The 13,139-nt window shown below is 51.9% G+C and carries 10 protein-coding genes; 8 read left to right on the top strand and 2 right to left on the bottom strand.

All coding sequences use genetic code 11. The features are described 5' to 3' along the window. Positions 1–67: 67 nt before the first annotated feature. A complete protein-coding gene (locus NW747_RS03445) occupies positions 68–385 on the bottom strand; it encodes a glycyl-tRNA synthetase (RefSeq protein WP_232217322.1) in 318 nt (105 codons plus the stop codon). A 216-nt stretch (positions 386–601) separates the two neighbouring features. After that, entirely contained in the window at positions 602–940 is a 339-nt protein-coding gene (locus NW747_RS03440) for an ArsR/SmtB family transcription factor (RefSeq protein WP_273188019.1), read from the bottom strand. Positions 941–1,547: 607 nt separating this feature from the next. Here NW747_RS03440 and NW747_RS03435 point away from each other — a divergent pair. The 8 genes from NW747_RS03435 (at position 1,548) to NW747_RS03400 (ending at position 12,113) form a co-directional block, all read left to right on the top strand. After that, positions 1,548–2,306, top strand: coding sequence for a ParA family protein (locus NW747_RS03435; RefSeq protein WP_008859532.1), 759 nt, complete (start codon positions 1,548–1,550; stop codon positions 2,304–2,306). Further along, positions 2,299–3,162 carry a ParB/RepB/Spo0J family partition protein gene (locus NW747_RS03430; RefSeq protein ID WP_273188018.1) on the top strand — a complete coding sequence of 288 codons (864 nt, stop codon included), beginning with the start codon at positions 2,299–2,301 and terminating at the stop codon, positions 3,160–3,162. The genes NW747_RS03435 and NW747_RS03430 overlap by 8 nt, the downstream gene beginning before the upstream one ends. A gap of 17 nt (positions 3,163–3,179) precedes the next feature. Further along, positions 3,180–3,764, top strand: a complete 585-nt coding sequence (locus tag NW747_RS03425; RefSeq protein ID WP_273097320.1) for a DUF4446 family protein — start codon at positions 3,180–3,182, stop codon at positions 3,762–3,764. A 212-nt stretch (positions 3,765–3,976) separates the two neighbouring features. Then, on the top strand, positions 3,977–4,930 hold the full coding sequence (locus tag NW747_RS03420) for a M23 family metallopeptidase (protein WP_273188017.1): 954 nt from the start codon (positions 3,977–3,979) through the stop codon (positions 4,928–4,930). A gap of 1,228 nt (positions 4,931–6,158) precedes the next feature. Next, positions 6,159–7,496 (top strand): tetratricopeptide repeat protein, encoded by a 1,338-nt coding sequence (locus NW747_RS03415; RefSeq protein ID WP_273188016.1) that lies wholly within the window; start codon positions 6,159–6,161, stop codon positions 7,494–7,496. A gap of 309 nt (positions 7,497–7,805) precedes the next feature. Then, positions 7,806–8,897, top strand: a complete 1,092-nt coding sequence (locus NW747_RS03410; protein WP_273188015.1) for a tetratricopeptide repeat protein — start codon at positions 7,806–7,808, stop codon at positions 8,895–8,897. 730 nt (positions 8,898–9,627) lie between these two features. Next, the gene (locus tag NW747_RS03405) at positions 9,628–10,767 is read left to right on the top strand and encodes a tetratricopeptide repeat protein (RefSeq protein ID WP_273188014.1); all 1,140 of its coding nucleotides are present in this window, start codon (positions 9,628–9,630) and stop codon (positions 10,765–10,767) included. Beyond that, positions 10,764–12,113, top strand: coding sequence for an SGNH/GDSL hydrolase family protein (locus NW747_RS03400; RefSeq protein WP_273188013.1), 1,350 nt, complete (start codon positions 10,764–10,766; stop codon positions 12,111–12,113). Before NW747_RS03405 ends, NW747_RS03400 begins: the two co-directional genes overlap by 4 nt. Positions 12,114–13,139 lie beyond the last annotated feature (1,026 nt).

The following is a 13,139-nucleotide window of genomic DNA, read 5'->3' as shown; positions in this document are numbered from 1 at the left end:
CTCTACCCCCATGACTCTATAGCATAAAAAAATCCCCGGATTTCTCCGGGGACTTTTTTCATTGGTTTCAGGCTTCGATATCCACAGTATCCGGTCTGCCTGCATCATCAAGACCGAGATAAGCCACTTCTCTTACATGTCCGTCATAAGTGAGGGTTACATGATAATGGAAAGTCTGGCCATCGAAAATTTCATCGCCCAGCTGAATAGCTGTGGTATAGCTGTCCGGACGATATTCTCTGACTGTGTCGCCAACTACCGGGAACTGCAGGAAAATATATTCTGCACCCTGGTATGTTACGCTGCCGTAAACACGCTTCAGATCTGCTACAGCGTATTTATCAACGCCGCACACAACAATACTTTTTTCAGTTACTTCTGCCATGTTTATCACCTCTACGACCAATTTATAGCAACGAACCATTGCTATTTCCTTATATAGTTTACCACTTTTTCATGATAAACAGAAGATTTCCCGGGGAAATATTTCTTTTTTTCTGTAAAAAAAGGAAAATTCCTTTTATGGGAAGGAAATGGAAAGGTTTTTAAGTTCTGTCATTCTTTATGAAAGGATGGCATGAAGGTTTGAGAAAACCGTTCTTTACGGCTGTCCGGCGGCTTTTCTTTCATGGCTGTCATGGCCGTCGCAGACGCAGTGCAGCTTATTTTTGAAAATCTCGCCCATAATGGTGTGGAATTCCTTTAAGGCTTCGGGATTGAGGGAATAGAAAATATTCTTGCCGTCCCGGCGGTCAATGATGAGCCCTGACTCCACCAGCACCTTCATGTCGTGGGACAGGGTGGGCTGGGTAATGGCAAAGGCTTTCTGCAGCTTGCAGGCGCACTGTTCCCGGCAGGAAAGCATATCCACGATTTTCAGCCTTTTGGGATCGGAAATGGCCTTCAGGATTTTGGCGGTATCAATGTAAATTTTTTCCATAAGATATCTGAACTCCTGTGATAAATAGAATTATTTCTATAGTGAGAGTATCAGAGATGAAAGAGTTTGTCAAATCGCGATGAGGTCACTTCTGGAGACGGGCCCATGGGTCATAAAGTTCAAAGGGGCGCCGCTGACGCGGCAGGTTGTATAAAAGGGTTGTGTTCGCTGCGCTCAAGGGGCCAAATGAAGTGTTCTGCTGCTTAGGGAAACACTGATTCATTCGCAGAATCGAATTTCCTATGTATTTTTTCCAATGCTGCGTCATCAGTCTCCTTATATAGTTAGACTTCCTTGATGGACACAGGAAAAAGTTATTTTATCGTATATATGGCCCATTGTCCTACCAATCCACAACCTGCCGCGGCAGCGGCCATAACCCTTGGCACCGAGGAGCAAAAGCCCCGATGGATGCCATATGCCCCTCTTCGCCGGAGGCGAAGGCCCCTTCGGGAATACAGCAGACAACGGAATGATTTTTTATTGACTTACTGCACCTTTTGAACCCTGATTTCATAAGGAAACTCATATTTCCTTACGAAATCAAGGGTCCCTTTACCCCTTTTTATGCTATAATATAAAGGACTATCTATGAAAGGAAAAGACCATGGGAACTATCATCAGCATCATCAACCAGAAGGGCGGGGTAGGGAAGACTACCACGGCGGTGAATCTGTCGGCGTACCTGGCAGACAAGGGGAAGAAGACTCTTCTTATCGACGAAGATTCGCAGGGAAATTCGACCAGTGGTCTCAGCAGGTCTGTGACCTTTGACAAAAGTTTGTATGATGTACTGCTGAATGATACCTCTCCTGAGGAGGCGGTGGTGAAGACCGCCATCCGCAAGCTCCATCTGCTGCCGGCATCCATTGATCTGGCAGGGGCGGAAATCGAAATCGCGCCGCTTGCGGAGCGGGAGTCTCTTCTGAAGCGGAAAATCGAGCCGCTCCGGGAGCAGTATGATTACATCATCATCGACTGTCCTCCTTCTCTGGGGCTCATGACGCTGAATGCCCTGGTGGCTTCCGATTCCATTATCATTCCCATCCAGGCGGAGTTCTATGCCCTGGAAGGGCTGTCCCAGCTGGTGAAGACGGTGCAGGTGGTTTCCCGCAGGATGAATCCCCGTCTCCATATTCTGGGCATCCTTCTCACCATGTTTGACGGCCGGACGAACCTGTCCCTCCAGGTGGCGGAGGAAGTGAAGAAATATTTCGGTTCCAAGGTGTTCCGGACGGTGATTCCCCGGACAGTGAAGCTGTCGGAGGCGCCCAGTTTCGGAGAGCCGGTGCTGACCTATGCCCCCAAGTCCAAGGGTGCAGAAGCCTATAAGAAGCTGAGTCGGGAGGTTTTAAAACGTGAATAAGAAAAAATTGGGACGGGGCCTCGGCGAGCTTCTGGGAGATGCCCTGGATGATACAGGCAGGGTGATGGAAATTGCTGTCCGTGACATTTCCCCCAATCCCTGGCAGCCCAGACGGGATTTCCCGAAGGAATCCCTCACGGCGCTGGCGGAGTCCATTAAGGAAAACGGTCTCATCCAGCCGGTGGTGGTGAGGCAGAAGAAAAACGGCACCTATGAGCTGGCAGCCGGCGAAAGACGCTGGCGTGCGGCCAAACTGGCAGGCCTTGAGACTATTCCTGCCGTGACCCAGGACTATGATGACCGGTCCATGGCGGAAATGGCACTGGTGGAAAACCTGCAGCGGGAGGATTTGAATCCTGTGGATGAAGGCCTGGCATACCAGAAGCTCATGGACGACTACGGTCTTACCCAGGAAGACATTTCCCGGAAGGTGGGAAAGAGCCGGCCCTATGTGGCCAACATGGTGCGTCTTCTGGGACTGCCGGAGGAAGTGAAGGATTTCCTTTCCAAAGGACAGCTCACTGCCGGCCAGGCAAGGCCTCTTCTGGGGCTTGGAAGCGATGCGGAAAAAGTGCAGCTGGCCCGCCGCATTGTGAAAGAAGGACTCTCGGCCCGGCGGGTGGAAGAAATCATCCGGCAGGGCAGGGAATCGAAGCCAAAAGACAATCCGCCGCCGGCTGAAACCTTTATGAAGGCGGTGGAAGAAAAGCTGGGTCTTTCTGTAGGATCCAAAGTACGTATACGAATAGGAAAAGGAAAAAATGCCCACAAAGGCACCATTTCCATTTCTTTCAGCAATGACGAGGAATTTCAGCGCATTGCCGATATTCTGAATCAGAATCATAAGTCAAGATAGGTGGAGTTTCTGCGAATATGATCAATCCCAATGTATTCATGTATGCCGCTATCGGCGTAGTCATTGTAGTTTTCCTTTTTATTCTTCTGCAGTATGTGCTGCTTAGAAATAAACTGAACCGTCTGGCCAAGAAATATAAATATTTCATGAACGGCGAAGATGGCGGTTCCATTGAGCTGAAACTGTCTACCGAAGTCAGGGAGCTTCGGGAAATGGTGGCTTCCTCTGAAAATATGCTTCATCAGCAGGAACTGCTGGCCACCATGCAGCTCCAGTCCTTCCAGAAGGTGGGCCTGGTGCGCTATGATGCCTTCGATGATACGGGAGACAAGCTGTCCTTCTCCCTCACCGTGCTGGACGGGAAGAATAACGGCTTCATCCTGTCTTCCCTGGCCGGTCATGATACCTCCCGCATTTACGCCAAGAAAGTAGTGAACGGCCAGTGCCGGGAAGCCCTTTCTTCAGAAGAAGCGGAAAGTATCAATATCGCTCTGGATACCCTGATGCCCGATATGGCAGAAGAAGCAGGAAATCAGATGGCCCCTGCTTCTCCGGAATCCAAACCCCAGCAGCATAAGATCGATACCGCTAAGGGTCGGTAAAAGCCTCCGTAACAAAGATGCATTTCCGCAAGGAAGGGGCATCTGTAAAAACTTTGATGCACAGGGCAGCGCGCCTTTGACGGCAATCCGCTGTCTTATGAATCCTATGAGCCTCATGTAATCGGGAATACCTTAAGGTACCCGAAGTCTACCATGTAACCTCCGGAATATGGGGATACTTCCGGCAGTTGATTTCAGATAAAAGGTAATCCATGAAAAAAACACTGAATAAAGACACAGGAGAAGTGACCTTCTCCTTTACAGACAAAGAAATCAAAAAACTGAAAATCCTATCCCTGGCAGGTGCGGCTGTTTTCGTCTTGAGCCTGGGCACAGCGGTGTATGCCGCTGTTTCCATGAACTCCCTGAAGAGCGAAAATGAGCTCTATAAGAACCAGCTGAAAATGGCGGAAGAAAAAATGACCGCCCTGTCCGATAAGACGAAAACCATTGAAAAACTGTCCTCCCAGCTGCAGGATATGATTAAAGCCAATAACAACGGCGCAGGACAGAATATTTCTGCTTCTGGTGAAGGCGGCCAGGGCGGTGCTTCTACGGTGCCCGATAAAGCAAGGGACGTAAAGGCCTCGGAACATGACAATGGAGCAGAGGATGGAGACGGTGAAATTTCCACCCCCGGCCAGCTGCTGAGCAGCATGAGGAAGCTGGATAAACGGCTGGACAGCCAGATCAAAACCATGATCGTCCTTCGGGAAAAGCTGATTAATGAAACCTATGGCATGCAGGCTCCGCTCCTCCATACCTCTTCCACCACCCCCGACATGTGGCCGGTAAAAGGCACCATTTCCAGTACCTACGGTTTCCGGTCAAGCCCCGGCGGCATCGGATCTACCTACCATGAAGGCATTGATATTGCTGTCGATTACGGCAGTCCCATCGAAGCCACCGCCTCCGGCGTGGTAACCCAGGCCGGCTGGGTGGGAGGCTATGGCAACCTGGTAGAAATCAAACACGATGGCGGCCTTGTTACCCGCTACGGCCATAACTCCGCCCTTCTTGTGTCCGTGGGACAGGAAGTGGAACAGGGCACCGTCATCGCCCTGGCCGGCAGCACAGGAAACAGCACTGGTCCCCACTGCCACTATGAAGTCAGGATTAACGGCGACGCCGTGGATCCTACCTACTTCCTGCCTGGAAACTATTGATAAAAACGCAGCGCGTCATAGAGACGGGCTGCGTTTTTTAGAAATGTTTCACGTGAAACAAATGGGGCCGCTCGGCGGCCCTTTGACAAGCCCTTTTAGGGCTTGAGGGTTCAAGCGCCTTTCGGCGCTCGGGTTCAAAAGGTTCAAAGGGTTCAGAGGGTGATGGTATCGCCCCTTTGGGCGATGAGTATAAAGTCAGCGTTACGTATTCACCTTTCTGTGTCATACGTTATGATAGGCATTCTGCGGATTGGCTCGCTGCGCTTGCCTCCCCCTATCCGGCTTCGCCGGACTTCTCCCTGTTCAGGGGGCAGAATAGGCCGCTCTATGCTTTCCTGTAGAGACATGGCTCCATGGCTAAGCATCCATAGTCCCACCACGAAGTGGGGGGAAGTTGGTGGCGCCAGCCACCAAAGGGGGAATGCCGGAGTGGTACATGAAGTATATGACTCTCTGTTTTTCTCCTCAAATTCCTTGTTTCCCCTTGAGGGGAAATGCCACGTAGTGGCAAAAGGGTGTACGGGGCAGAGCACAGAAGTGATACTCCATCATTATCCTGACCGCCAATCGGCGGCCCCCTGAGCGAAGCGATGCACAGCGAACACATTTTGCACTATGCGAACTGGATTTGTAAGGGAGCATCAGCGACCTGAAAATCCAGTGAGTCAGTGACAGCAGAGGATGAAGGAGCGGAGCGACGCACAAAATGTAGTGAGTCGTTTCCCCTGTGGGGCACAACCTTTCTACACAACCCTTGGCACCAAGGGCCGGAGGCCCGATGGATGCCATATGCCCCTCTGCGCCGCAGGCGGCATAGACATATATGATGGCGCCCGAAAGGGCGCTATACCTTCCCAGCGGGCACGGTCAGCCAACCAATAGGTAAGCCCTTTAATGGGCAGGCTAAGGGCCTACTTTGGCTGACTTGGAGGTCCTATGCAGGACCTCCACAGTACTTCATACCTCCCGAGGGCGAGAGCCCTCAACCCGCCTGTAAGGCGAAGCCGATCACAGGCAGAACCCTGGCAGCCCAGGGCCGAAAGGCCCGGCGGCTGGCTCAACCCTCACGCCCGTAAGGGCGTGTCAACCTTCGGGAATACCGGAAAGCACCGTCCCGATCCCGATCTTTGATCCCGACCGCGCCGAAAGGTGCCTGAACCCTCACGCCCGACAGGGCGTGTCCATTTGAACCCTCAAGCCTCAAATACGATTTCCAAAGGAGACCTTTATGACTGATACCATCGAACAAGCACAGCAGTTTCTTCTGACAGGCGATTTTTCCGCCTCCCTGGCCATGTATAACCGTATATACAACGATTCTGACAGTGATGAAGACAGAGGCACTGCCGCTGCCATGCTGTCCCATATGTATGGATGCGGTATGACAGGGGAGGTAAACGACCGGTTGGCCGATGATTTTCTGGCCAAAGCCGTCAGGCTCGAAAGTCCTCTGGGCCTCTTCCTGGTAGAATCCAAAGACCCCGATATTTCATCGGCTGAGTTTGAAAGGCTGGTGAAAAAGCTGAAAAAGCTGGCAGATCAGGGAAATACCTTGGCCATGATAGAGATGGGACTCATGTTTGAATTCGGCTACCACCGGAGAGTGAATCTGAAAAAAGCGCTGACCTGGTATGAAAAGGCCGCATCCCTGGGCCATGCAGATGCCATGGTAAAGGCCGGATGGATTTGGGAGAGTCACAGTTTCAAGGACCATGATGACCATAAGGCCTTTCTCTGGTATCTGAAAAGTGCGGCCATGACCTATGGAAACGGCGAGTGCCAGCTGGGCTTCTGCTATCGTGATGGCATCGGTACCGGGAAGGATATGGACCGGGCCCTCATCTGCCTTGAAAAAGCAGCGTCCCATGGCTCTGCCGAAGCAGCCATGCTGCTCTATGAAATCTATTCCGGTGAAGGGGCAGAAGGGGAAGAAGAACTTGAGCTCCGCGATAAGGAAAAGAGCTTTTCCTATTTGAAGATGGCCGCCAGGCAGGGGGAAAGCGAAGCTCTCATGCGTCTGGGTCATATGTATTATCAGGGAGAAGGGACAGAGGCGGATACAGAAAAAGCGATTGAGTGCTATGAGAAGGCCTGGGACGCTGGAAATCCCATGGCCGGTACCATGCTGGGGCTCATTTACATCTATGGATTCGACGATGAGGAGAGTGCAAAAAAGGGGATTTCCTACTTTTATCAGGCAGGTCAGGAAGGGGACATTAGTGCATTCCGGGAAATGGCTCTCTGCATCCTTTATGGCCGGCGTATACCAAAGGATGAATCCCAGGGACTTGCCATACTGAAAAAGCTGGTAGAAGAAAATGAGCCCCTCAGCATTACGGCTCTGGGCAACTGGTATATGAATCAGAAAGAGCCGGACAAAGCCCTGCCATACTTCCGCAGAGCAGCGGACATGGGCGAACCGAATGCGGAATTTGCCCTGGGATACTGCTACTTCTCCGGCACCGCCGTTCCCAGAAACCTTAGAAAAGCACAGGAACTCTTTCAGCGGGCTGCCCTGAAGGGACAGAAAGAGGCAGAAAAGGAACTGAAAATCCATTTTTCATAAAATACGGCGGCGTCATGCTGCCCCGTCATTTCGAGGGTTGGAAGCGGAGCCCCGAAATCTAGGGAAGCACTGATTAATTCATAGAGTTTGCTTTTATAAGAATTTTCATGCACTGCTTCGTCATGAGGCTCCTTAAATAGCTCGCTATTCGCGTCGCCTCATTCCTTGCATTGCATAAAAATTCAAGAATAAAAGCAAACAACGATTTAATCAGCGCTTCCCTAACGGCAAAAAGTTTCCTGTGGGTAAGAACCACAGTGGTGCCCTGCCGGGGAGTAAACTTTTTAGATTACCAAAAGGAGCCAAACCATGACAGAAGGAGAAAGTCTGTTTTTACAGGGAAAAATTGATGAAGCCTATGAAGTGCTGGAAAAAGAGAAAACAGGACGGGCCCTCTATCTGTTAGGCCTCATAGAACGGGAAGGCTATGGCCACCGGAAGGCTGACGAAGAGAAGAGCCGTCAATTCTTTGAAAAAGGAAAGAAACAGGGCAGCCCTCTCTGCAGCGTGGCCCTGTTTCAGGGAGAAACGGGAAAGAATATGTGGGACACGGTGAACCAGGATTTCTCCCGGGTCCTTCTCTCCGCCAACCATGGCGATGTACTGGCCATGGACGAAGCCGGCCTTTTCTACATCGGCGGCGGCGTCATTCTGGACTACGAAGAAGGAGTGAAATGGCTGGCCAAAGGCGCTTTCTATGAATACTGGAAAGCCCTCTATGATCTGGGCATGTTCTACTATGAATTCAACATCAGCGCCGACAGCGAAGAAAAAGCCATGGTCTGCTTCAAGAAGGCAGCAGAATTTCATGATAAAGAAAGCCAATACATGCTGGGTCTTATGCTGGCCATGAAAGCCAGGACGGAAAAAGACATGGATGAAGCTGTGTCATGGATGGAAACATCCTGGGAGGAGGGAAACGAAGAGGCTGCCCTGTTTCTGGGGAAACTGTATGAAGGAACCATAGATACAGACATGGAAATGTCCCCGGCACCGGAAAAGGCAAGGCTGTGGTTTGAAAAAGCGGCGTCCAAAGGAAATGGAGAAGCCCTGGCAGAACTGGCCTTCTTCTACGAAAACGGCGTCACCTTGCCGAAAGACAGCAAAAAAGCGGCAGACCTTCTCAAAGACGCCGTGGGCTATGGCTATGACGAAGCCCTTTTCTCCCTGGCTCTTCATTACCTGGACGAAGGAAAAGAGGACGAGGCCCTGCCATACATGGAAGCCGCCGCAGCCAAAGGAGAAGAACGGGCCCTCTACCTGGCAGGCATGATGTACCTCTATGGCAAAGGAACAGAACCGGACAGAGAAAAAGGCATAGACTACCTCCGGGAAGCAGAACTCCATGGCTCGAAGGAAGCAGCGGAAGAATTAAAGAAACAGGGAATTTATGATATCTAGTGAGCCTGCGGCTGCTGTCGGGATCGGGACCTGGGAGGTGCTTTCCGGTATTCCCGAAGGTTGACACGCCCTATGGACAAGCCCCTTTGGGGCTTGAGGGTTCAGGCGCCTTTCGGCGCCCGGGTTCTATGGTCCGTGTGCTGCGCACCGAACGATGGGTTCGGCCCACAGAGCGGGCTGGTTCAGAGGGGAGTTTTATTTATATGCTGCCTTTGGCGGCGAAAACCATACAACCGCCCTGCGGGCGTCGGAAAACAGGCCAACCTCGCTCCGCTCGAGGAAATGCATTCTCCCTTTGGTGGCTGGCGCCACCACCTTCCCGCCCCGTTGGGAAGCGTGTCACTTGATTCTCAGTCGCCTACGGCTCTTTGCGAATCAAGTTCCCTTGCCACCACTTCGTGGTGGGACTGTGGATGCTTAACCATGGGGCGAAGTCTCTACAGGAAAGCATGGAGCAGTTTATTCTGTCCCCCGGATGGGGGAAAGTCCGGCGCAGCCGGATAAGGGGGAGCCGCGCAGCGGCTAATCACCAGAATGCCAATCAAGCCCTATGACACAGAAAAGCAAATCCCGTAACGCTGACTTTATAAGCATTGCCCGAAGGGCGATACCACAACCCTCGGCCCGAAGGGCCGTCAAACTTAAGAACCTTTAGAACCCTCGGGACGAAGTCCCGTCAACCCTCACACCGCAGGTGTGTCAATATATCCACAAGAAACGAGGAATCATAATGACGGAATTAGAAAATGCCGAAAAATTATTTCAGTCCTATAAGGTAAAAGAAGCATACCCTCTCTTCCAGAAGCTGGCAGGGGAAGGACAGAGCCGGGCCCTTTATTTTCTGGCGCTTTATGAGCTGTATCCTCTGGATGCGGTTTCTCCGGACCCCAAAGAAGCCATACGAAAAGCGTTTGAAGGCGCCCGGGCAGACGATGGGCTCTGCGGCGTTTTCTGCATGCTCCACTACGACCTGTTAAGTCATGAGGAATTCCATGAAATTATGGATGCTAAAGAAAAGTGGATAGACGCTGTCAAAAAGGAAAGCGATGTATTTGCCCTGGAAGCCCTTGGCTGCCTCAGCGTGGTGCATGGAGAAACGGCAGAAGAAGTGCATACGGGTCTTCATCTGCTGGAAGCAGCTGCCCTGCAGGGTTACTGGAAAGCTTGGAATGACCTGGGCCAGTTCCATGACCGCCATGTGAAGGATAATAATCCTCTTCTGAAACCCTACATTGACGATAAGAAATCAATTTCCTGCTATCGGAAATCCATGGAAGCCGGTTATCCTGACAGTATGAACCGCCTGGCCTATTTCTACTACCTGGGCGACGGCGTGGCGAAGGATGAAAAGGAAGGCATTCGCCTCTTTAAGAAAGCCTTTTCCAAAGGCCACCTGAAGGCAGGCACCGCCCTGGGCATGCTCTATCTCTTTGATGAAAAAGGGGGGAGCAAAAAAGAAGGCTTCCGGTATACAAAGAAGGCGGCAGAAGGGGGAGAGCCCACCGCCATGGGCAATCTGGCCAACTGCTACTACTATGGCAATGGCACGAAAAAAGACCGGCGCCTGGCCAAAGAATGGTATGGCAGAGCCTCTAAGGCCGGCATGGATTCCTCCACCACCCAGCTGGGAGTCATGTACCATGAAGATGGAAATGATGATAAAGCCTTTGCCCTTTTCAAAGAGGCCGCAGACCGGGGATTCCCGGAAGCTATGGGCTGGCTGGCCGCCTGCTATCAGTACGGCTACGGTACGGAGGTAAACAGCCTGGCCGCCGTGCAGTGGCTGGAAAAAGCGGCCTCCCTGGGAAGCCGGGAAGCAGAACAGGCCCTTCAGTATCTCTATAACGAAATTAAAGGAATGAAATCATGAAATCCCTGACTGGTAAAAATCCTGCGAAACTGATTATATCGGCCCTTCTGGCCCTGTCCTTTTCCCTTCCTGTTTCAGCAGAAGATGGGTCTATAGAAGACCAGCTCCTTCAGAGCGCCCTGGCTGCGGGCAGGGAAGAAGGGGCCCTTCCTTCCCAGATAGAAGAAAAGACGGGACCCCAGGAAAAGCTCATCCTTCTTACCTGGCAGGAAGATCCGGAATCGGTGCGCTACGAAGTGGAAATCTTCCGGGGACTGCCGGAAAACCTGGACCGGAACAGCCCGGTGGAAAATCATTTGTACGATAACCAGCGCATTTATACGAACCAGGTCCTGGTGGACCTGTCCACCTTCCCGCCCGGAGAAGCACCCCTCTACTGGCGGGTGCGGCCCATTGACGCCAACTGGGAAGGCATGGGACCCTTTTCCTCGCCCATGGAAGTAAGAAGCACCATGAAGCCCATCACCAGGAACGCCCCCTATCCCCATGTGTACCGTCCGGGGAATGGCTCCACCCTTCTCTATCCCGTCTATTCCTATGCAGGAAATCCGGGCGCTGTGAAGTACGAAGTGGAAGTGACGGACCAGTATCCGGAAAATAGGGACGGCACAGAACCTTCGAAATACCGGGTATTTTCCAAAGAAACCACCCTGTCCAACGTATATGATGACAATCCGCGCATTGGCACCTTCTACTGGCGGGTCAGAGGCATGGACGAAAATGGAAATCCCCTGGGCATCTGGAGCCTTCCGGAAAAAGTGCGCACCAATCCGGAAGAGCATTTCGAAGTGGGCATTTTCGGCGACAGCATTACCCAGGGCGGCGGCCACCTGTACCACAGTCCGGCCGATATGGCCTACAGCTATGTGACCTACCTGGACTTTCCGGCTGTCAATATGGGCAGAAGCGGCGACACCACGGAAATGATGGAAGACCGCTTTGACCGGGACGTACTGCCTTTCCATGTGAAATACCTTCTCATCATGGGAGGCATCAATGACCTTCGCATGGGCGCAGATCCCCAGAAAGTCATCGGTCATCTGGAAGCCATCCGGAAAAAATGTATAGAACACCATATTGTGCCCATTCTCCTCACCATCGTTCCCATCAACCCGGAAAACATACAGAAATACTACGGCGATGTGACCTACAGCGGCTGGAAGGAATCAGTGGACACCGTGAACAACTGGATCCGCACAGAGCCCCATATAGATACGGCCGCTCCCTTTGCAGACTACCCCGTCATGCCGGGAGAACTGGCTATGGACGGCATCCACGGAGACTGGAATGCCAAGCAGATGATAGCCGGAGAAATCAACAGGCATATGGGAGAGTTTATGAAATAGTGAGCCTGTGGCGTGGTCGGGATCGGGACCGGGACCGGGATCTGAGCGGTGCTTTCCAGTATTCCCGAAGGTTGACACGCCTTATGGACAAGCCCCTTTGTGGCTTGAGGGTTCTAAAGTTTGACGGGGCTATCGCCCCGAGGGTTCTAAAGTTGTGCGCCAGTTCGGCGTGTATAGTATAGTCTGGTGAAAGCCCAGACCCGGCAAAGCCTAGCAAGCAGCCGGTACTTAGTCTTGCATGTGAAGCCGTGAGGCCAGCATGAAGCGTAGACAAAGGAGTGCGAGAGCCGTAATGCGAAAGCGTGAAGCGATTCAGCCTCGTTAGAACGACAAGTGGAAGCCGATACTCTAACTTTGGTCGCAGGCAGAAATGCGCAGGTCGGTAAGCGAGAACTGTGCAGGTTCCACCGGGGTCATAGAGCATGGCGAGCGCACGAAGTACTATACATGTACCTGGGAGAGCTGACAAGGGTCCTAAATGGATGACACCCATCCCAATGGTATGGACGCCAAAATACTTAACTGTATGGAGACGTCACAGATGCCCGGTCAGCAGTCGGATTACCTCATAGTAGTGATGAAACCTGTGAAAGCAGGTGGAGTGAAGGGGGTAAAGAATAGTCAACAATCGCAGGGAAACAGGTTCTGCACAGAGATGTAGAAGAAACTAAGACTTAGAGATTAGTTAAATGTAAACGGAACTGCAACTGATAAGGTGTAACGAGTACACCTCAAGGACTATTCTAAGAGCCGTATGCGGGAAAACCGCACGTACGGTTCTGTGAGGGGCGGACAGAGTAATCTGATTCCGTCTACTCGACTGACAGCGGCTCTGCCGCTGAGGGTTGTAGTATGGCGCCTTTTAATTGATAGAAGGCGCCAGTTTGTATGAAATCTTTAAAACTTGCGGCGAAGCCGCCACCACAACCCTCGGCCCAAAGGGCCGTCAAACTTACGAACCCTTGGGCCGAAGGCCCATCCATCTTAAGAACCCTTTTTATACAACCCTTCTACACAACCTGCCTG

It is taken from the genome of Dialister succinatiphilus (assembly GCF_928721695.1).
Taxonomy (GTDB): Bacteria; Bacillota; Negativicutes; order Veillonellales; family Dialisteraceae; genus Dialister; species Dialister succinatiphilus.
This window is presented reverse-complemented; position numbering and strand designations above follow the sequence as displayed.